Source organism: Bacillus sp. FJAT-27245 (assembly GCF_001273955.1).
Classification (GTDB): domain Bacteria; phylum Bacillota; class Bacilli; order Bacillales; family Cytobacillaceae; genus Bacillus_D.
Genome location: NZ_LIGI01000001.1, coordinates 1,394,636 through 1,413,948, shown reverse-complemented (window position 1 = coordinate 1,413,948; position 19,313 = coordinate 1,394,636). Strand labels below are relative to the sequence as shown.

At 47.0% G+C, this 19,313-nt stretch carries 19 protein-coding genes; 6 read left to right on the top strand and 13 right to left on the bottom strand.

What is annotated here, in order from left to right; all coding sequences use genetic code 11:
* Positions 1-46 precede the first annotated feature (46 nt).
* From ADU24_RS06800 to ADU24_RS06755, 10 genes are all read right to left on the bottom strand, one after another.
* Positions 47-757: a response regulator gene (locus tag ADU24_RS06800; protein WP_053365920.1), complete on the bottom strand. Its 711-nt coding sequence runs from the start codon at positions 755-757 to the stop codon at positions 47-49.
* Positions 735-2,342, bottom strand: coding sequence for an ATP-binding protein (locus tag ADU24_RS06795; protein WP_082306842.1), 1,608 nt, complete (start codon positions 2,340-2,342; stop codon positions 735-737). Before ADU24_RS06795 ends, ADU24_RS06800 begins: the two co-directional genes overlap by 23 nt.
* Before the next feature lie 99 nt (positions 2,343-2,441).
* On the bottom strand, positions 2,442-3,968 hold the full coding sequence (locus tag ADU24_RS06790) for a tripartite tricarboxylate transporter permease (protein ID WP_053365919.1): 1,527 nt from the start codon (positions 3,966-3,968) through the stop codon (positions 2,442-2,444).
* Between the two features lie 20 nt (positions 3,969-3,988).
* On the bottom strand, positions 3,989-4,441 hold the full coding sequence (locus ADU24_RS06785; protein ID WP_053365918.1) for a tripartite tricarboxylate transporter TctB family protein: 453 nt from the start codon (positions 4,439-4,441) through the stop codon (positions 3,989-3,991).
* A gap of 97 nt (positions 4,442-4,538) precedes the next feature.
* Entirely contained in the window at positions 4,539-5,564 is a 1,026-nt protein-coding gene (locus ADU24_RS06780) for a Bug family tripartite tricarboxylate transporter substrate binding protein (RefSeq protein ID WP_053365917.1), read from the bottom strand.
* A gap of 211 nt (positions 5,565-5,775) precedes the next feature.
* Positions 5,776-7,395 carry an ATP-binding protein gene (locus tag ADU24_RS06775; protein ID WP_053365916.1) on the bottom strand — a complete coding sequence of 540 codons (1,620 nt, stop codon included), beginning with the start codon at positions 7,393-7,395 and terminating at the stop codon, positions 5,776-5,778.
* Positions 7,396-7,577: 182 nt separating this feature from the next.
* Positions 7,578-9,380 (bottom strand): S9 family peptidase, encoded by a 1,803-nt coding sequence (locus ADU24_RS06770; RefSeq protein WP_053365915.1) that lies wholly within the window; start codon positions 9,378-9,380, stop codon positions 7,578-7,580.
* A gap of 56 nt (positions 9,381-9,436) precedes the next feature.
* Entirely contained in the window at positions 9,437-10,837 is a 1,401-nt protein-coding gene (locus ADU24_RS06765; RefSeq protein WP_053368814.1) for a M20/M25/M40 family metallo-hydrolase, read from the bottom strand.
* A 199-nt stretch (positions 10,838-11,036) separates the two neighbouring features.
* Complete coding sequence (locus ADU24_RS06760; protein WP_053365914.1) at positions 11,037-12,311, bottom strand: M20/M25/M40 family metallo-hydrolase; 1,275 nt, start codon at positions 12,309-12,311, stop codon at positions 11,037-11,039.
* A gap of 198 nt (positions 12,312-12,509) precedes the next feature.
* Entirely contained in the window at positions 12,510-13,688 is a 1,179-nt protein-coding gene (locus tag ADU24_RS06755) for a M24 family metallopeptidase (RefSeq protein ID WP_053365913.1), read from the bottom strand.
* Positions 13,689-13,955: 267 nt separating this feature from the next.
* Between ADU24_RS06755 and ADU24_RS06750 the strand changes: the two genes are divergently transcribed.
* Positions 13,956-14,594 (top strand): helix-turn-helix transcriptional regulator, encoded by a 639-nt coding sequence (locus tag ADU24_RS06750; RefSeq protein ID WP_053365912.1) that lies wholly within the window; start codon positions 13,956-13,958, stop codon positions 14,592-14,594.
* A 50-nt stretch (positions 14,595-14,644) separates the two neighbouring features.
* Here ADU24_RS06750 and ADU24_RS06745 read toward each other — a convergent pair whose 3' ends face one another.
* Positions 14,645-15,256 carry a superoxide dismutase gene (locus tag ADU24_RS06745; protein WP_053365911.1) on the bottom strand — a complete coding sequence of 204 codons (612 nt, stop codon included), beginning with the start codon at positions 15,254-15,256 and terminating at the stop codon, positions 14,645-14,647.
* A 153-nt stretch (positions 15,257-15,409) separates the two neighbouring features.
* Between ADU24_RS06745 and ADU24_RS06740 the strand changes: the two genes are divergently transcribed.
* The gene (locus tag ADU24_RS06740; RefSeq protein WP_053365910.1) at positions 15,410-16,183 is read left to right on the top strand and encodes a YetF domain-containing protein; all 774 of its coding nucleotides are present in this window, start codon (positions 15,410-15,412) and stop codon (positions 16,181-16,183) included.
* A 41-nt stretch (positions 16,184-16,224) separates the two neighbouring features.
* Here the strand turns inward: ADU24_RS06740 and ADU24_RS06735 are convergent, their stop codons facing one another.
* A complete protein-coding gene (locus ADU24_RS06735; RefSeq protein WP_053365909.1) occupies positions 16,225-17,013 on the bottom strand; it encodes a hypothetical protein in 789 nt (262 codons plus the stop codon).
* Between the two features lie 61 nt (positions 17,014-17,074).
* On the opposite strand from ADU24_RS06735, the gene ADU24_RS06730 reads away from it, so the two are divergent.
* Complete coding sequence (locus ADU24_RS06730) at positions 17,075-17,305, top strand: hypothetical protein (protein WP_053365908.1); 231 nt, start codon at positions 17,075-17,077, stop codon at positions 17,303-17,305.
* A gap of 54 nt (positions 17,306-17,359) precedes the next feature.
* Here ADU24_RS06730 and ADU24_RS06725 read toward each other — a convergent pair whose 3' ends face one another.
* Positions 17,360-17,830, bottom strand: coding sequence for an Hsp20/alpha crystallin family protein (locus ADU24_RS06725; RefSeq protein WP_053365907.1), 471 nt, complete (start codon positions 17,828-17,830; stop codon positions 17,360-17,362).
* Between the two features lie 99 nt (positions 17,831-17,929).
* On the opposite strand from ADU24_RS06725, the gene ADU24_RS06720 reads away from it, so the two are divergent.
* The 3 genes from ADU24_RS06720 (at position 17,930) to ADU24_RS06710 (ending at position 19,262) form a co-directional block, all read left to right on the top strand.
* A complete protein-coding gene (locus ADU24_RS06720; RefSeq protein ID WP_053368813.1) occupies positions 17,930-18,160 on the top strand; it encodes a hypothetical protein in 231 nt (76 codons plus the stop codon).
* Positions 18,157-18,390 (top strand): hypothetical protein, encoded by a 234-nt coding sequence (locus ADU24_RS06715; RefSeq protein WP_053365906.1) that lies wholly within the window; start codon positions 18,157-18,159, stop codon positions 18,388-18,390. The genes ADU24_RS06720 and ADU24_RS06715 overlap by 4 nt, the downstream gene beginning before the upstream one ends.
* Before the next feature lie 113 nt (positions 18,391-18,503).
* On the top strand, positions 18,504-19,262 hold the full coding sequence (locus tag ADU24_RS06710) for a YqcI/YcgG family protein (RefSeq protein WP_053365905.1): 759 nt from the start codon (positions 18,504-18,506) through the stop codon (positions 19,260-19,262).
* Positions 19,263-19,313: the final 51 nt, after the last annotated feature.

Below are 19,313 nucleotides of genomic sequence, written 5' to 3'. Positions count from 1 at the left end.
CCCGGCTTTCACCTAAGCCGGGCAAAACTCCGAAACAATCGGATTATTATTTTTCTTTTACCAAATAGATGCGTTCCGGCCTCCCAACTGTTCCATACGCCAAGTCCGCATCCACTTTCTCTTCTGAAACCAAATACTCCAAATACCGCCTTCCGGTCGTCCTGCTAACCCCGATTTCCATTGAGACTGATTCAGCCGTTAGCCCTGAATCCGCCTTCACGAGGACATCGAGGACTTTTTCAAGCGTACGAGGATCTATCCCTTTCGGAAGCAGTACTTTCTCTGCCACAATGGCGCCCGCCTCTTTCCTTAAAAGCATATCAACTTGTTGCTGGGTAACATGGGAGGACTGCCTGCCAAGATGATGAAGCTGGACATAATAGTCACGATACCGGATAAGTGCTTGTTTGAACCGTTCAAAAATAACCGGTTTAATAATAAAATCAAAAACGCCAATTGTAACAGCTTCCTGCACCCGGTTAAATTCCTTGGTCGCGGTAATCATGATCACGTCAATCTTCTTTTTTTGCTGCTTTAGCTCCCTTAACAGGTCTATCCCGTCCATATCCGGAAAGTAAACGTCCAACAGAACAAGATCGGGCTGCATAATGTCGATATAGCTTCTCGCCTCATTATAGCTTGCGGCAATCCCGACGGTCGTAAAGCCCCCAATTTGTTCAATAAATTTCTGCTGGATTTCCGCAACTCTTAAATCATCTTCAATTATGAGCACTTCAATATGATTGTGGCTGTCCATTCCGCTTCCCCCTTTTTGGTAATGCTACGGTGAAAAGAGTCCCTTTCCCTTCAATGGAAGAGAAGGTAATGGTTCCGCCAAGGCTTTCCACAGCATTTTTGACGAGGCTAAGGCCAATTCCCTGGTTAGATGCTGAAGGTTTCGTCGAAAAGCCTTCTTCAAAAATTTTGCCACAGGCTTTATTCGGAATTCCTTTTCCGTTGTCCTCTACCTCAATAATTAAATCCTTCCCCAGGTCTGTTAAAAATAAGGAAACCGTCCCCTTCCTTTCAGAGTCATCCTTCACAGCCTCAAAGGCGTTATTAATGAGGTTCCCAATAATCGTAATCAAATTATCTCTGCTAATTTCAGGAGGTACATCCTTAAAAGAACTGGACTCGTCCACATTGAACGTTATTTTCATTTCGCTTGCCAGGCTTGTTTTTCCAAGTATGAAGCCAGCAATGACCGGGTCAGGCACCTCCCTCATCAAAAATTCGATAAACCCCTGTGCATGGTCCATCTCTTTCGATATAAATTCGACTGCCTCTTTATACGAACCAAGTTGGATAAGGCCCAAAAGCGTATATAGCCTGTTCGAATATTCATGTGTCTGTGCCCTGAGCCCTTCCGCATACGATTTGATATGCGTCAATTCCCTGAGGAGCTTCGATATCTCTGATTTATTCCGCAGGCTCGCAACAGCGCCTATCACCTCATTTTTATGGTTAATGATTGGAACGCGGTTAACAAAGAATGAGTTTCCGTTAATCGTGAGTTCCTGGTCATATTCCGCTTTCCCGCTTTTCACGACATTTGGAAGCTGGGAATGAACGATGACTTCTTCAATTCTTTTGCCCCGCAGCAGGATATGGTTTGGGACGCCCAGGATTTTATGGGCCGTTTCATTGACGACCGTTATGTTTCCGTCAGTATCAATCGCGATGATGCCTTCGTAAATTGATTCGAGGATAGCGTGCTTTTCCTGGTACATCCAGGCAATCTCCTTTGGCTCCAGCCCAAAAATGGCTCTTTTAATATTTAAAGAGATTAATAGGGCTGCTGCGATGCCTCCGAGCAAAATCGTGAGAGTCGCAAGGAATATCTTCTTTTGGACCTTTGAAACTTCCCTTTCAATATCGGTCTGAAGGTATCCGACTGAAACGACGCCGATGACTTTGCCATCATGAAAAATAGGCGCTTTCCCACGAAGCGACGGGCCAAGGGTTCCTGTAGATTCAGAGATAACAGACTCTCCTTTGAAGACCCGGACATTGTCTCCCCCGACCATTTTTTGGCCAATTCTTAACGGATTTGGATGGGAGTAGCGTATTTCTTTCCTATTTCCGATAACAATGAATTCCGCGTCCACCTCTTGCCTGATTTTCTCGGCAATAGGCTGGATAATAGCCGACGGGTTTTTTGAAAAAAAAGCTCTTTGGATTTCCGGCATATTGGCGATTGACTGGGCTACTGAAAGGGCTTTTGTTCCTTTTTCATGCTTTAGGTTCTCTTCCATAATTGTTTTAAATGTATATTCAAATATCCCGCCAATCAACAGGATAACCAAGCTAATGCCAACCATCAACTTTGTATGTAAGCGCATAACAACCTCCCTCTTCCTATCATAATGAATCGTGAATATTCTGCCAACAAGATACTTTTTTTAAAAAACAAAAAAACTCCCAGATAGGAGTTTTTTGTCTCAAGCCTCTTCGTTTATGACAACCGCTTTTCCTTTTAGTTTCATCAATATTGGAACAACCAGCCATAAGATGGTCATTAAGATGAAAACGAGCGAGAGCGGCCGTGTGAAAAACGGCGAAAAATCGCCATTCGAAATGGTCAATGCCCTCCGTAAATTATTTTCAAGCATTGGCCCCAGTACGAGCGCAAGGACAAGCGGTGCGATGGGGTAATCATGTTTGCTTAGGAAGTATCCGGCAAGGCCGCAAAAAATGAGAAGCAGCAAATCATTCACCGATACTTGGACGGCATAGACGCCGAAAATGGAAATGGCGATAATAATCGGAATCAAATACTTCTTCGGAGTCTGGATGATTTTCGCGAAAAATTTAACGAGCGGCAGGTTCAGAACGAGCAGCATCACGTTGCCGACAAACATGCTCGCAATCAGCCCCCAGGCCACCTGCGGATGGTTGTCAAATAGCAGTGGCCCTGGCTGCACGTTGTACATCATCAAGGCGCCCATAAGGATGGCTGTTGTACCCGACCCTGGAATTCCGAGCGTCAAAAGGGGAATCATCGCTCCGCCAGATGCGGCGTTGTTCGCCGATTCGGGGGCAGCGACCCCTTCAATCGCCCCTTTCCCGAATTTTTCAGGATTCTTGGAAATCTTTTTTTCCAAGAGGTAGGAGAAAAAGGATGCGAGTGTCGCTCCTGCCCCGGGAAGAATGCCGATAAAAAAGCCAAGCAGGGAGCCCCTTGCGATTGGAGCGGCTGATTCCTTCAGCTCGGCTTTTGTCGGGTACAGGTTTTTGATGGCTGCGACTTGGGAATCCTCTGAATCCTTTTCCAAAATCGTTTTAAACACTTCCCCAAGGGCGAAAAGTCCAACCGCAATCKTCAGGAACTCAATACCCTGATAAAGCCATGGCTGGTTGAAAGTAAAACGGGCAATTCCCGATACGCTGTCAATCCCGATTGTTCCCACCAGTAGTCCTGTAACGGTCATAATCAAAGCTTTTGTCACTGACTTTCCCGCAAGCCCGCTGACTGCCCCAAGGCCAAGAAGCATCAAAGAAAAATATTCTGCGGGCCCGAACTTAAGGGCGACATTTGACAGTGGGGTTGCCAATAAAACTAGCGCGATCAGCGTAAAAATCCCTGCGACAAACGAGCCGATTGCCGCGATGGACAAAGCGCTTCCGGCCCTCCCGTTTTTCGCCATCTGATAGCCATCAAGTGTAGTAACGACCGATGAAGATTCACCAGGGGTATTGATCAGAATGGAGGTTGTCGACCCCCCATACATCGCCCCATAATAAACGCCTGCCAAAAGAATGATCGCACTTGTAGCAGCCTGTTCGGGAGGCAAATTGCCGGTAATTGAAGCTGTAACAGGAATCAGGAGCGCGACACCGCTCATTGGCCCTATTCCAGGCAAAACCCCGACAGCGGTACCAATCAGTACCCCGACAAATGCAAAGATGAGATTGTACCATATGAATGCCGTACCAAAACCTTCGATTAAATAATGTATAACTTCCACGTTACCTTCTCCTTCCTTCTCTAAAACCAAACCGGCCAGCCAGGAAGCGTTCCTTTAAGCACCTCGACAAAGAGAAAATAAACCGCTAAGGAAAATCCCGCTGATATGAGCAAGGAAGCCACCCATTTGGAACGCTCCATTACCTGGAAGCAAACAAAGAGAAACACAAATGTCGTGATGACATAGCCGACCGTCTCCAAGGCCAGTGCGTAAATAATCGTCGCTGCGAAAATGATAAGGAATGGTTTGTAGTGGATTTTTTCCTTTTTATCCCCGGTGTTTTTCCTTTTAAAAGTCTCATAGAAAAGCCGTATGCTTAAAAGGATAAGCAATACTCCCAAAGAGAAAGGAAATATATCCGGGCCCACACTGCTCCCGTAGGCCGTTGCGGACAGCTTTTTGCTGCCAACTACAAAAGCGAGGCCGACCGCGAGAAAGAGTACCGACGCTATCCGATCAAACTTGTTATCCATTGTAATTCCCCCTTGTTGTCTGAAGTTTTCAGTTCCACTTCAGATTTGGGCCAATATTGAAAATCGGGAAGGAGAAGAAACTCCTTCCCTCCATATCCTATTTTTGCATTCCGAGTGCTTCAAGAAGTTTCTGTACCTGGCCTTCCTGATCCTTCAAAAACCCTTTGAAATCCTTGCTGTTCTTGTATTCCATTTCCCATCCCTGTGATTCAACTTCAGTTTTCCATTCAGGCGTTTCTACGAGCTTGGCGATTGCCTTGTCCCAATAAGCCTTTGCTTCTTCCGACATTTTTTCAGGGCCGAACACGCCGCGCCAAATCGTAAATTCGGCATCTACTCCCTGTTCCTTCGCGGTAGGAACATCCGCATAATCGCCTCCCAGGCGTTCGGTTGAAGTGACAGCCAGAACCTTTACTTTACCGGCTTTCAGGAATTCTTTTACGCTGGATGCGTCGGTTCCAATAACATCTGCATTGCCGCCAAGAAGGGCGGTAATCGCTTCACCCCCGCCATCATAGGAAACATATTTTACCTTTGTCGGGTCAATCCCGTATTCAAAGGCAGGCAGGATGGAAATCAAATGGTCCATTGAACCAGGTGCGGATCCACCGGCAAATGTCAGCTTTGAAGGATCCTTTTTCACCTCATCCAAAATGGATTTCAAATCGGTGAACTTGGAATCCGCTTTAACGACAATCGCTCCATAGTCACGCGTCAATTGCGCCAAAGGTGTCGTATTCGCATAGCCGTATGGGCTGTTTCCTTCCTTTTTAAGATTATTGATGATAATTGGCGGTGAATTTACAAACAGCATTTGGTTGTTGGATACATGCTGGGTTGCGTATTCAGCCATGAATACCGCACCGCCGCCTCCCGGCTTGTTTTCTACCGTCATTGGCTGCTTGACCAATTTTGTTTCACTAAGAATCTTTGTAAACGAACGCGCAGTTAAATCCCATCCGCCACCCGCGCCGGATGGAGCCACTACTGTTATGGCTTTGGTTGGATAATCGGAACCGCTTTTTTTCTTTCCCCCTGCAGATTCCTTTTCACTGCATGCCCCTAAGCTTAATGCGAGTACCCCCGCCGCTGCCAAAAGCGAAATCTTCCTCCATGCTTTCATACGATATCCCCCTTTTAAAATGAAAACGCTTTCTCAATTTTATTAAACATTTAGATAATTTGAATATTATAAATTTAAAAGGCATTAAAAACTTAATCTTCATTTTGTTCATTTTGTTCACAACGAAGGCCGATAATAGGAAAAAGCCCCCGTATAGGAGGCGATCGTTTGGAGAGATAGTTCCTTTTTCATTTTTTAAAAAACACCGCTATCATCTCGCAAGCGGCATCGTAATCGTGATGAGCGTCCCTTCATTCACGCGGCTCTCATACACAATACTCCCATGATGCTGTTTGATGATTTTATGGCAAATCATCAAGCCGAGGCCCGTCCCTTTTTCTTTTAAGGTGTAAAAAGGTTCGCCAAGGCGCGGGAGAATCTCTTCGGGAATGCCGCAGCCCTCGTCCTGTACGGTAATGAGGCATTTCCCGGCTTGATCGTTCCGAAGAGTGATTTCGATTTCCCCTCCATCCCCCATCGCTTCCATGGCATTCTTAAAAATGTTCAGGAACACTTGCTTGATCTGATTCTTTTCACATTTTATAAGGAATTCTGGTTCTTCATATTGGAATCTGAATTGGACGTCTTTCAAATGTGCTTCAGGAGAAAGAATATCAATTGTATTTTCAATGATGTCCCTTATATTTGCCTTGTCCAGAGTAATGGCCTGTGGTTTGCCAAGCGACAGCATTTCACTAGTAATCGTTTCAATCCGGCTCAGTTCATTAAGAATCAAATCATTAAACTTGAAAGCGGGGTTTTCTGCTTTATAAAGCTGGATAAATCCCTTTATCGTTGTCAGGGGATTGCGAATTTCGTGGGCGACTCCCGCCGCAAGCTCGCCAACTACAGATAGCTTCTCCGATCGCAACAGGATTTCTTCGGCTTTTTTCCGTTCAGTAATATCCCTGCTAACGATGACAATGTGCTCAATTGATTCGTTGTCTTTTACCGGCATGCAGCGGGATTCAAATTCAACCCAGCGGCCCTCTTTATGGCGCAATCTCAGTTCAATTGAAAGTGTTCCTTTTTTCCCAAAAAAGTCATTTATCGCGCTCTTAAACGGGTTTAAATCTTCCGGATGGATGATACTCAATATCTCCATTGCGTATAGCTCCTCGCAGCTGTAGCCAAGAGTGCTTTCATGCGATGGGGAAAAATAGTTGAAGGAATGATCCTTTCCTATAACGGTAATGAGGTCGGACGTATTTTCGGCAATGAGCTGGTACTTTGCCTCGCTCTCTCCTAAACTCCTCTTCATGGCTTTTTTTTCAGAAATGGTCCTGTGGAGTTTTTCATACGACTCAATCAGGAGGGCGCCCAACAGGACACCACCAAGAACAAACACTAGATATTGGATATGAAAGAAAGGATCATTCCGAAAGACACCAAAGATAACGGGAATCAAAATACTATAAATAGCCGCATAGAATCCGTAAAGGATGAAGCATTTAAGTGCCGGACGGACATAGGCATATTTTCGATCAATTAAGGTAAGCGCTGTCATAATTACTAACCAACCAACGACCGCCGGCAGCCAGTTCGGGCTTTCAAGAAGCCTCGCACCGAGGGCAATACCCCCTGCAAGCAAACCTGGAAGCGGTCCGAGATATGCAAAAACAAGGATAAGCACCGCATAGCGAATATCATATGAATATCCCTGCTGGTGAATGGATAGCTGTACGAGTATTGAGGATACGATTCCTGCATACAAACCTGCAAACAGGCGAAAATGCTTAATTGGATTAGGTTTTATGAATGAACGTATAACCAATGGCATATTTACCATTAAACAAAACATCGAAAGATTCAGAACATAGTCAAGCAACATCCCATTACCCACCCCCGGTCACATACGAAGAAATGGCACTCCTATTTTCAGTAAACCACAAATTTCGCCAATTATATACAGTTTTTTCTAAAAAGCAACCCCCGCTTAGCTTTCAGGCGGGGGTTGTGGACTGAGGCACGGAGATGGGGTTCATTTCCCATTTTGCCGATATGCACCTGTTCTTATTTCATTATGGCTGTCGCAGCCTTCCCAATGTGTACGTCCAAAAAGTCGGCTACGCCCGTATAGGCGGTGATGTTGTTCTTCAATTTTACAAAGAAATGGCCTTCATCCTCGAACCGGATGTACTGGACGGGATGGTTCCTGGCTTTCAATTCATTGACCATTTGCTCAGTTTCCTCGATTGGCACACGCGGGTCGTTCGCACCGTGGAGCATCATGACCGGGCATTCGATGTCCTTCGTTCGGTGAAGCGGGTCGATCTCATCAAAGAAATCGCCATCCGCTTCGATGCTGCCGTATTCCGCTTCCCTCAGCTTGCGGCGCCAAATACTCGTGTTTTCAAGGAAAGTCTTGAAGCTTGAAATCCCGACGATATCGATTGCCGCTGCCCATAGCTTCGGATAGTGCGTAATGGCGGCAAGAACCATGAAGCCTCCATAGCTTCGGCCCATGACGGCAATTTTATCAGGATCGGCGTTACCATTCTCCTTCAGCCAGTCGACGAGGGACACGAGATCCTTTACCGAGTCCATCCGCTTCCGCACATCATCCAGATGGGAATAGCTCTTACCGTACCCTGTGCTTCCCCTTACATTTGGCGTGCACACCGCATATCCGCGGCTCAGGAAATATTGCAGGAACGGATTGTAGACCGCGCGGATTTGCGACTCGGGTCCGCCATGGACAAATACAACGACCGGCAGCTTCCCTTCGGCGTTTTTTGGCCTATAATAAAAGGCTGGCACCTCAAGGCCGTCGAACGATTTGAATGTGATTAGCTCTGGCGCGATAAGCTGTTCCTCAACAACCGGCAGGCTTGATACGAATGTAAGCCTTCTTGTATCCTTTGATTCTATATCCAGCTCCCATACGTCCGATGGCTGCGTGGAGCCATTCAGCACATAGGCAAGCTTTTTGCTGTCCGGTGAAAATGAAAGTTCGGAAATTACTCCTGCGGGCGTTTCCCAAGTGGTGACTCTGCCGCCTTCAATATGATATAAGGCGCCTTTTGATATTCCGCCCTCATTGACTGAATAGGCAAGCACGTTCTTGTCCTTGCTCATCGCCAGCCCTTCGAGGTCCCATTCCCTTTCATCGAGCCATGCCATTTCTTTCGTAGCGACCGTAATGGCGGCCAGGGCGACGAATTCGCGATCCTTGTTTGTCAAAACGTAAATGGTCCCGCCATCCTTGCTGAACTCGGGGTTTTCGAATTTCGCTTCGCCTTCGTGGAGAGTCAGCCAAGAAACTTCCCCGGTATCAAGATTGAGCAGGCCAAGGTCGTTATCCAGATTGGTGTTCACCCTGTCGACCAGCAAGGATTGGCCGTCGGGTGACCATTTTAGTACATGGTACATGCCATTTCCCTCGGAAACCTTTTTAAACTCAAGAGTTTCAAGGTTTTGAACATAAATATCAAACTGTGCGGCATTCCTTCTGTTGCTCGCCCATGCAATCCATTTGCCATCCGGGGAGCTCCCGCCGTATTGATGGATATGTTCCGGTGAATCGGTAAGCGGTACAAGGGTTCCGTCATCGTTCAACAGGAACAACTGCTGCTTCTCGTTCACCCCGGCATCCATGCCGATAATTCGCTTTGAGGTGCCTGCTATGTAGCTGACGAACATGATTCTTTCTTCCGTAAACGAATTTTGCGCCGGCCAGCCGCCATTCAGGCTGAGCTCCCACACCTGTGGCAAGCCGGTATAATCGGTGATGAAACTGATTTTCGTGCCATCTGGGTGGTAAATCGGCTTCTTTGCCGTCCGGACATGCAAAAATGGCTGTATTCCTATTGTCATTTTGGTTTGGTCCTTTCTGTTAAAAATTGCCTTTTGAACGTGTTCCTATATAAATATCAAGCTTCCACTGTTTCGGCAGCAAGCTTCATGGCTTCTGGGAACCCTGCAAGCATATGGGCCATGTGGACGATACCCTGCTCGAAGTCAGCCAGGCGAATTGATTCGTTTGGCGCATGCGCTTTCGATTTCACCCAGCCGACGCCCGTACTGACGATGGGAAGCTGAAGGGTCTCACCGAAAATAAACATTGGCCCGGTTCCGGCGGAATTAGGCGCAAGGACGCATCCGGCATCGTACACATCATTGGCAGTCGCAATCACATGCTGAATAAAAGGATGGTTGTAATCCGAACGGTATGCTTTCTGGCCGTTAAGGGAAGTGACCTTCACATCATGGAATCCGTGCTTTTCCAAATGCTTTTCAACGCAGTCGAGGATATGGTCCGGATCCTGGCCTGGAACGAGCCGGCAATCGACCTTGGCTTTCGCGCTTTTCGGGAGGACGGTTTTCGCCCCATCGCCGGTATAGCCGCTTTCCAGTCCACAAATCGTCATCGTCGGATGGAAAACCATTGCTTCACGCGGGTCTTCACCCTTGGCGGCCGTAATGAGCGGCCGCTTCAGTCCGTAAAGAGTTGCTGTTGCCCCTTCATTAAATGGGAGCGCCCTAACCGCAGCCAATTCTTCTTCCGTTGGCGGGATGATCCCGTCGTAAAAGCCTTCCACCTTGATCTCATTTCGTTCGTTTCTCATTGTGGCCAGCGCCTGGACAAGCCGCCAGGCCGCGTTATCCACATAGGCGCCAACGGATGAATGCATATCAATATCTGCCCCGATGCAGGAAAGTTCAAGATATGCCATCCCCTTTATGCCCGCGACCATATTGATGCGGTCCTCGGCATCCTTTCCGCCAAATTCCCAAATGCATGCATCAGCCGCAAATAGATCTTTGTATTTTTCCAAATAAGGTGCCAGATTTGGACTGCCGATTTCCTCTTCGCCTTCAATGAGGAATTTAATATTGCATGGAAGGCCGCCTTCCGCTTTTTGCAGCACATTGATGGCTGCAAGCCTTGCGACAAGGTCGCCTTTATTATCTGCTACGCCGCGCGCATAGAGGATTCCATCAACAATAACGGGGTTAAACGGAGCTGAATGCCATTCCTCAAGCGGGTCGGGCGGCTGTACATCGTAATGGTTGTAGAACAAAAGTGTCTTTTCCGGGTCTCCGCCTTCTCCAGCCGCGAAAAAGGCGTAAACTACAGGATTCCCGCCAAGGTCATCGAGAACCTGGGTCTCCCCGCCTGCCTCCCGGACCATGTTCACAACAAAAGCAACCGTTTCCGGAATCGCTGTATTCTGGGCAGAAATCGTCGGCAGCCTCAAATACTCCTTTAAAATCTCAACTGCCCCTGGCACCTGCTCCTTCGTATATTTTTTTAAATCCTCCAACTGCATCCTTGCCATAAACTTGCCCCCTTTTAAAAATATGTCAATAAATACTTCGACACCCGAAGCACTAATCCCTCTTTATTTTCTAAATATTCTTTTAAATAACGATTCGGTGCCTGGCACCCTTCGTAGACACAAGCTGCATAGAAAATGGATAAATAGTTGCAGAAAGGGAGGCGGCACGAGGCTTCCTCCCTTTTAAAGGTCACCGCTTCAGCAAAAGCGGCTGGGTTACTCCTTCCACTCCGACGAGGCCAAGTATTGTTAAAAAGATGTTTTGAACACCCTTATAGGCGCCTGCTGGTTCGTAATATTCCTCAAGGGTATGGCAGCCGCCGAATGCTCCTCCACCACCGAGTGTAACAGCCGGGATCCCGAGGCTGATTGGCACATTGGAATCCGTGCTCACCGGCCCGTTCAGTACGGGATCGAAACCGAGCGCTGTGGATGCTCCAATTGCTGCCTGGACAATGATGCTGTCCTCAGGCTGAGAACCAGCCGGCCTGTCGCCGACAAGCTTAATTTCGACCCGGATGGAGTCGGTGCCCCAACGCTTATTTTCCGCATCAGCCGCCTCCTTCACCATCCCGAGTGCCTTTTCCTCAAGCTCCTCAAGGGCATCGGGTGAAACGGATCGCAAATCAAGGAGCATACCGGCACTCGCTGAAATCGTATTGACCGATGTCCCTCCTTGAATCGTCCCAACGGTAAATGTCGTTTTCGGTTCAGCAGGCGTTTCGATATCGCTAATACCCGCAATCGCCCGGCCGAGTGCATGGATGGCGCTCGGCTTTCCAAAATCCCCGAAGCTGTGCCCGCCCGGACCGTTATATGTTATATGGTAGCGCCGGCTTCCGGTGCCAAGATACGTAATCCGTTCGGGGCTGCCTGGTTCGATGGAAATAAAGCCATCGATGTCGTTGTTATTTTCAAATAGCGCTTTGACCCCGTTCAAGTCGCCAAGGCCTTCTTCCCCGACGGTTGCTCCGAACACGATATCCCCAACTGTATGTATGCCTGTCTTTTCAAAAGCCCGCAGCAATGTCAGGACTGCTGCAAGCCCGCGCCCATCATCGGCAATGCCCGGAGCATATATCCTCCCATCACTTTGCTTCGCCTTCACATCGGTCGTTTCAGGAAAAACGGTGTCAAGGTGGGCGCATACAACGAGGCGTGGCCCACCCCCGCTCCCCTTCCGAACCCCGAATACGTTCCCCTGTTTGTCAGTCGTGACATTTTGAAGCCCGTACCCGATTAATCTCCGTTTATAGTCCAAGCCGCGCACCGACTCCTGGAATGTAGGCGCCGGGATTTCGGTTATCGCAATTTGTTCGCTCGTCGTATAGTCGTTATCCTGTTCCAGGAATTCCAAGCCATGTTGCACGAGTGCCTCTTTTGCGAGTAGCTCATACACACTCTTTGTTACATTGGAAATTAGCCCTGCAGCTTTTTCCGTAGCAAAATCCAAATCTTTTGCCATTCTTCCTACCTCCCATGTTGTAATTGGCTTTCTCTTATAACTATACTCCGATAATTCAGAAAATTAAACACCTATGTATTTTATTGGCCTAATCTTTGTCACTCGGAGCTTTCGTAGTACATAAACGCGGCTAAAAAAGCTTCCCGGCACAAAGAAAAAGAGAGAATTAGGAATTCTCTCCTTATCAAAAAATATAGTTTAGTAGCAAATCATCGACTCGAAGTCCCTCGGGTAATACGTCAGCATTTCCATGCCGTTTTCAGTTACGGCGACAGTATCTGAATGCCTGAAACCGCCGAGTCCCCTTACATAAATACCAGGTTCAACGGTAAAGACCATTCCCGGCTGCATGATTGTTTGGTCGCCGAGATCAAAAAATGGCGCCTCATGTCCCAAAAGGCCTATTGCATGTCCGGTATGGTGCTGGACAAGATGTTCGACTCCGGCTTCCTTCCAGAACTTTTGAACAGCCTGCTCAACTGCGGAACATGGTTCTCCAGGCTTGATCGCCGCGAAGGCAACTTCCTGGGCTTCATACATGATTTGAAAATAGTTTTCTTGCTCCTTGCTCGCTTCCTGGACAAACATCGTTCTTTCCAACTCACTGTGATACCCCCAAACATCCGCAGCAGCACCAGTTACCAATGTGTCCCCTTTTTTCAAAATAAGGTTTTGGGTCACGGCGTGGGGGAAGGCGGACATCTCCCCTATCTGCCCTCGGAAAATCGCATAAGCCGTCCTTCCATGCGGGCGATATTCTTTCCCGAGCGTTTCAATCATGGCCATCGTTGCTTCAGTGGAAGCCCTGCTCGTAATCTCGATTTCACTTAATCCCGGATTTGAATATTTTTGCAGAAGGCGGTGGGCTAGGTTCCCCCAGCGGCATGATTCCTTGATCAACTCAATTTCAGCCGGAGATTTAATGAACCGCATTTCTTCCACTAGCCCTTTCAAAGAGACAAACTCCGCATCAAGAAAATCGCTTACGGCAGGACCCCGATACCCCATTGGCGATCCGTAGCCATTCGCGTCATAGCCAACAGACTTTCCGGAAAAGCCCGATTCGGTTAAAGCATCCTTTAAATATTCCATTGGATGCCTTAAGCCAGGGTATTCCGGATATGAATGGACGTGGTCAACGCAGGCAAATTCCTCCGCATGCTCGTGCTCAAGCGCCGGGACGAACAGGTGCGTTTTCTGGGACGGATCCACAAAAAAAACAATTGGCCTTTCAGTTGGATGGAAGTGGAAGCCCGTTAGATAGAAAATATCCGTCACACTGAACAAAATCGCACAATCCGCTTTCCTCTGCCCTAGCTGCGAGATAAACTTTTGCTGCCTTTCAAGAATCTCATTTTTGGGAATGGACAAAAGCATACATTCTCATCTCCTCATCTTCTTTAACAAACATTCTCCCATGCTTTTAAAAAGAAAACCGGAATCATTCAAATCCTCCAACCGCCTAACTAATGTCTATTTTTTGAATTATCCCTCTTTTCCGAAATTAACCAAGTGCCCGGCGTTTGTCAAGGAGATTCCAATTCCCATTCCCTTTCCATTATTTATACTCTATTGTATAATTAGTTGATTTAATGTTTGGGTTGCTACGGTTGGCGTATCCGATTTAAAAAAGGGGTGATGGGGATGGCGGAGCCTAGGAAACCGACAAAGGAAAGAATTCTGGAACTATTAAAAAAGGAATCGAGCATGACGGTCGCTTCACTTACGAACCGTCTGAATATTACCCATATGGCAATCCGGAAGCATCTAAATGTCCTGGAAACGGATGGGATCGTGCTATCTCGCGAGGCCAGGCAGCCGATGGGCAGGCCGCTCCAAATTTACTCCCTTACGGCTAAAGGGGAAGCTCTTTTTCCAAAAAACTATGAAGGGCTTACGCTTGATTTTCTTCAGGACATCCAGGAATTATATGGAGAAGAAGCCGTTAACGAGCTCTTTCAAAAAAGGGAAAAGCGTCTCACTGAGGAATATTCACGGAAAATAGCTGAAAAGGTGAATTCCGAGAAAATAAAAGAAATCGTCAGCCTCCAAAATGAAAAAGGTTACATGGCGGCTGCCACAAGGATTGACGATCATACCTATGAGCTGGTTGAATACAACTGCCCGATCCTAGCGATTGCCAACCAATACAAGACCGCTTGCAAGTGCGAGACGCAAATGCTGAAGAGTGTCCTTCAGACGGAGAACATCAACCGGGTCAGCTGCAAAGCGGACGAGGACGACCACTGCCGATTTCGAATCCAGTTTGCCGAAAAAATATAAAAAACACTTTCAGTCCGGGAATCCCCGTCCAGAAAGTGTTTTTTTGTGCCTTATTTCGCTGCGGAATATAGCTTGTTCACTTCGTCCCAGTTGATAACGTTAAAGAAAGCCGCGATATAATCCGGGCGCTTGTTTTGGTATTTCAGGTAATAAGCATGCTCCCAAACATCCAGACCAAGGATTGGAGTCTTGCCTTCCATTAGCGGGCTGTCCTGGTTCGGCGTGCTTGTAACAGCCAATTTGCCGTTGTCTACAACAAGCCAAGCCCAGCCTGAACCGAAACGTGTTGTTGCAGCTTTGGTGAACTCTTCCTTGAATTTGTCATAGCTGCCGAACGCTTCATTGATTGCATCCGCAACTTCACCTGTAGGAGCACCGCCGCCATTTGGAGAAAGAAGGGTCCAGAATAGGCTGTGGTTCGCGTGGCCGCCGCCGTTGTTGCGTACAGCAGTACGGATGTTTTCCGGAACGGCATCAAGATTGGCGATTAGCTCCTCAATTGTTTTTCCGGATAGATTGCCATGTCCTTCAAGAGCCGCATTTAGGTTGTTTACATATGTAGCATGGTGGCGGTCATGGTGGATTTCCATTGTTTGCGCATCGATATGCGGCTCAAGCGCATCGTTTGCATAAGGCAATGCTGGTAGTTCGTATTTAGCCATTTTTCAAATCCCCTTTTATGTAATTTTTCTTACGATTTGATTATAAAACTGGACATTTACTTTTTCAACTAATAAGTATAAAAACCTCCTTTTAACACATACCCATGCCTACCATTGGAATACTACGATTAAAACATCCAAAGGAGTTCCGGTATGCAGCTAACCGATTTGATTGCCCGCCTTGCATTATCTTACATAGCCTTACTGGCACTGACGAGAATTACGGGCCGGAAGGAAATTTCCCAAATGACTTTTTTTAATTTTGTATCGGCAATATCCATCGGACACATTGGCGCCTCGCTCGCAATCGACTCTTCCATCAGCATAAGGAATGGGCTGATTGCATTGGCTGCCTGGACATTGTTTACAGTATTGACAGGTTTCCTCGATATTAAATCACGTACTGCCCGCGGCATTGTCACCGGGGAACCCGCCATCGTAATCAGGGATGGGCATATCATGGAAGAAACTCTCAGGAAATCGAGGCTGGATATGGATTCATTGAGGGCTTTGCTGCGAAAAAAGGATGTGTTTTCCTTGTCCGAAGTCGATTATGCGATTTTTGAAACGGATGGCACCCTATCTGTTTTAAAAAAACAAGGCGAACTGCCACTTACGAAGAACGACCTGAAGCAAGGCGGCCAACCCCTAGCTAGGGACGGCATGAAGCCAAGTGAACGGACATTTGCAGAAAACAGCGTAAAACCAAACAACGGCACAAAAGCCCGATACCCGATTCCAATCGCAGTCATTTCTGACGGGCAAGTTTTGAAGGAAAACTTGCGGAAATGGCAACTGGATGAGGAGTGGCTGGGCAGCCAGCTGCAATCAGCCGGCATCAATGACCCGGAAAACATTTTTTACGCGGAAATTCAGTCAGATGGGAAATTGTATGTGGACACGAGAAGTGACCCTCCGCTCCACTGAAATTTTCGTTAATTTTCCTTGAGCCTGCACCGGGGCATGGTTTATCCATCCTCCACTTCTCTTGCCTGCTCCACGTTTTCCGAACTTTCCTCACTTGCAAGAGCCGCCCCGTCTCCAATTAAAGGAGGCCGGTTGACGCCGTAAGTCGCCCCAATATTCAGCTGCCCACCCAATTCCTTGATGCCCAATTGGCCAATCGTGTTGTTTAGCTCATATTTATCGACAATGACCTTCTCTATTTTGTATTCCTGGAAAATGACCGGAGACGGCTGAATACCCGCCCTTTGTTTTTCGGCCTTTAGGTCCGCTCTTTTCCGTTCTCGTTCCAACTCCTCCAATTCAATGATTCTTCGATTCTGTTCAGCCAGTTTGGCGTTCATTTCTTCCATCAAGCAGCCCATTTGTTCGAGCTTGAGGAGCAAGGCGGCCGTTACTTCCCCACTCCTCTCCTCCGGTATCCGCCTTGCCAGCTTCATTCTTGGCGGGATGTACCTTTCCTTTTTACTCCTGGCCTCCTCCAAATTATCAATTAGCCCATTCAACCGCCGGATTTCATCCAAAAACGGTTGAAGTTCCCTTGAGACAATCTGCCTGATGGATTTATCCAACTCTTTTTCATCACGGTTTTGCCATTCTTTCACTGATTCCTTAGGAGGACCTGCTTGTTCTTTCTTTTTTAAAAGTGGGGCCACATCCCTTTCCCATTGCAAAAACCTTTTAAGATGCACATCCAGCGTGTTGATTTTCCTAACACTTTTCTCCAATTCGGCAATCCTGCCATTTATTGCATCATTTTCTTCGTTGTTCGTGAATAGTCCTTTAAGAGACATGAGCTACACCACACTTTATCTGGACATTTGTTAAAAGGACTTTAGAATGGGAGTGGATAAAATGGCGCCTGGAAGAATTATAATTAATATACAAGGATGCAAAATCAATTCAATTGAAAATGGCTCGCTCGTTTCGCTAAGAGGGACTGTTCAAAAAAGGAAAACAAACTCCTACAAAGAGTCATTTGGCTATGGCTATCAAAACGGGGACGGCTGTTTTATGCACGGGGAAGCCAGTGGCATCCTTGACCAGGACATTGTCGACTCCATTAGGAGGAAGGGAAATCGATAATCTGCTTTCTATTTTCCAATACTCCGGCGGGTATGGCCCCCTGCTGTTGGAAGGCTATTTAATCGGGATGCTCTCTTCGGGCGTCCCGATGAATTCATAGACGATTGTCAGTACCCCATTTTGGAACGAGGCCTCCAGCTTGTTGTCCTTCGCCAGCCGCGGCAGCGCGATGACCCTTTCAAATTCACCGGTCTTTATTTCTTTTTTGATCTCCTTCAGGTCAATGAACGGGCTTGCGATTCGGCCCCGGATGACAAGCTTGTCCCCCTGAAGCGCCAGGAACACATCCTCCCGCTGAATGCCTGGAAGCGCGGCAAGCAAGTAAATTTTATCGGCCGACTCATACATATCTATAGGAGGGAATGTTCCTTCCATTCCAGTCCCCATGTCATTGAACCCGGAAAAGAACGAATTCGCGTTCATATGCTCCTTTGCAAATTCCTCATCGAAAATTTGCCCCCAAAAGGTGCCGCCCTGGACCTTTTGCGCAATTTCCATCCATTTCTTCAACTTGTCCATATCCATCCAAGAACCCTCCAACTCATATAGGAACGTTAACGTGCATATATTTTTCCAAAAGGGGGGAGACAATTGGCTGTACCAGCTATTAATATAAATATTTTTATGATCAAAATTAATTCCTTCGAAAATGCGTCGGCAGTAAATATCGGACAAAATCTCCTTGCTGAGTGGCAAAATTCGGATAAGAGAAACCAGGGCTATGGCCAAAATTATGGTGACGATACCGCCTTTGTCGGAAATAGGAATATGGTTGATGACAGGGATCAAATCGACTCCCCGGCTTCTTTTGAGTCCTGCCTTCCCGGAACGGTTAACGGAGGATTGGTTCCATGATATTTCTTCCCTCCATTGCGAATGTCTTTAATTTCAAAGTAAACGTCCTTGACCGCCATTCCCAAATTGCATTCGGTTCAATCCAGCAGGCGGACGTCTTCCTCTCCACAAAAAGGAATATGGGCTTCGGTGAACAAAACGGTGATATCTCCTTGATCAATATTCCGATTAACTTCATTAACGACTCTGATGTGACAGATGGAAATTCTATCAAAAACAGCGTTATATGATTTTTTTACACGGAGCTTCCTTATCCATGGGGATTGCTCTTTTTTTGAAAAAACTGCGCCGAATCACTTTGAAACGGTCCCTGAATACTCTAATGAGAGAGGGGGAACCGTGTATGGTTTTGTATAAGGAGGAGGAAGTTGCCCGGCTCGAGATGGAGCCATGGAAAAAAGATGCGGTACAAAAATTTTCCGTAAAGATGCGCGACAAGGATAAGCCGTTCCCTTGCATTCCGGCCACCATCGCCCACCGGATGGGCCACATTAGGTTTTCGTTTTTGCCGAACCCCGAAGTTCCCGATTCCGTGGCATTGCTTGCACGCGCACTTGATGAATACGCAAAAAATTACCGGAAGTTCGGAAATTATACCTCGCTCGTTCTATTTTATAAGGATACAAACAACGAGCCGCGGAGTGTTGAACAGTATGAGCAGCTATTTTGGGCTCAGTTGAATGAGTGCGTGAGGCTGGATGCCACCCAATGGCCCGCCCACATTCCTGTAGATGCCGGCAATCCTTTATGGGAGTTTTGTTTTAAAGGGGAACCGCTTTTTGTCTACTGCGGAACGCCGGCCCATGTTAATAGGCAGAGCAGGCATTTCCCATATTTGATGCTCGCAATTACACCAAGGTCCGTTCTGGTGGAATTCAATTCGTCGAAGGCCCGTTCCGCAAAAATCAAGGACGATATCCGGAATCGGCTAGCTGCATATGATCAAGCGCCGATCCACCCGGATTTAAATACGTATGGACATAATGACAATTTTGAATGGAAGCAGTATTTCCTTAGGGATGACGGATCAAGTCTTGGAAGCTGCCCCTTCCATCATTTTTTAATAAAGGGTGATAAGGCGAAGGGAGAAGATGGGGAATAACGTTCAGCATGCCAATTAGGCATGTTTTTTTTACATCGTGGAAACCTATAG

What these genes read in the sequence shown, in the direction of transcription:
- ADU24_RS06785 (WP_053365918.1), bottom strand. Translation starts at nt 4,441, where the DNA reads ATGGATAACAAGTTTGATCGGATAGCGTCGGTACTCTTTCTCGCGGTC.
- ADU24_RS06775 (WP_053365916.1), bottom strand. Translation starts at nt 7,395, where the DNA reads ATGTTGCTTGACTATGTTCTGAATCTTTCGATGTTTTGTTTAATGGTA.
- ADU24_RS06780 (WP_053365917.1), bottom strand. Translation starts at nt 5,564, where the DNA reads ATGAAAGCATGGAGGAAGATTTCGCTTTTGGCAGCGGCGGGGGTACTC.
- ADU24_RS06770 (WP_053365915.1), bottom strand. Translation starts at nt 9,380, where the DNA reads ATGACAATAGGAATACAGCCATTTTTGCATGTCCGGACGGCAAAGAAG.
- ADU24_RS06730 (WP_053365908.1), top strand. Translation starts at nt 17,075, where the DNA reads ATGGCGCCTGGAAGAATTATAATTAATATACAAGGATGCAAAATCAAT.
- ADU24_RS06795 (WP_082306842.1), bottom strand. Translation starts at nt 2,342, where the DNA reads ATGCGCTTACATACAAAGTTGATGGTTGGCATTAGCTTGGTTATCCTG.
- ADU24_RS06720 (WP_053368813.1), top strand. Translation starts at nt 17,930, where the DNA reads ATGATCAAAATTAATTCCTTCGAAAATGCGTCGGCAGTAAATATCGGA.
- ADU24_RS06755 (WP_053365913.1), bottom strand. Translation starts at nt 13,688, where the DNA reads ATGCTTTTGTCCATTCCCAAAAATGAGATTCTTGAAAGGCAGCAAAAG.
- ADU24_RS06725 (WP_053365907.1), bottom strand. Translation starts at nt 17,830, where the DNA reads ATGGATATGGACAAGTTGAAGAAATGGATGGAAATTGCGCAAAAGGTC.
- ADU24_RS06750 (WP_053365912.1), top strand. Translation starts at nt 13,956, where the DNA reads ATGGCGGAGCCTAGGAAACCGACAAAGGAAAGAATTCTGGAACTATTA.
- ADU24_RS06740 (WP_053365910.1), top strand. Translation starts at nt 15,410, where the DNA reads ATGCAGCTAACCGATTTGATTGCCCGCCTTGCATTATCTTACATAGCC.
- ADU24_RS06710 (WP_053365905.1), top strand. Translation starts at nt 18,504, where the DNA reads ATGGTTTTGTATAAGGAGGAGGAAGTTGCCCGGCTCGAGATGGAGCCA.
- ADU24_RS06760 (WP_053365914.1), bottom strand. Translation starts at nt 12,311, where the DNA reads ATGGCAAAAGATTTGGATTTTGCTACGGAAAAAGCTGCAGGGCTAATT.
- ADU24_RS06800 (WP_053365920.1), bottom strand. Translation starts at nt 757, where the DNA reads ATGGACAGCCACAATCATATTGAAGTGCTCATAATTGAAGATGATTTA.
- ADU24_RS06765 (WP_053368814.1), bottom strand. Translation starts at nt 10,837, where the DNA reads ATGCAGTTGGAGGATTTAAAAAAATATACGAAGGAGCAGGTGCCAGGG.
- ADU24_RS06735 (WP_053365909.1), bottom strand. Translation starts at nt 17,013, where the DNA reads ATGTCTCTTAAAGGACTATTCACGAACAACGAAGAAAATGATGCAATA.
- ADU24_RS06745 (WP_053365911.1), bottom strand. Translation starts at nt 15,256, where the DNA reads ATGGCTAAATACGAACTACCAGCATTGCCTTATGCAAACGATGCGCTT.
- ADU24_RS06715 (WP_053365906.1), top strand. Translation starts at nt 18,157, where the DNA reads ATGATATTTCTTCCCTCCATTGCGAATGTCTTTAATTTCAAAGTAAAC.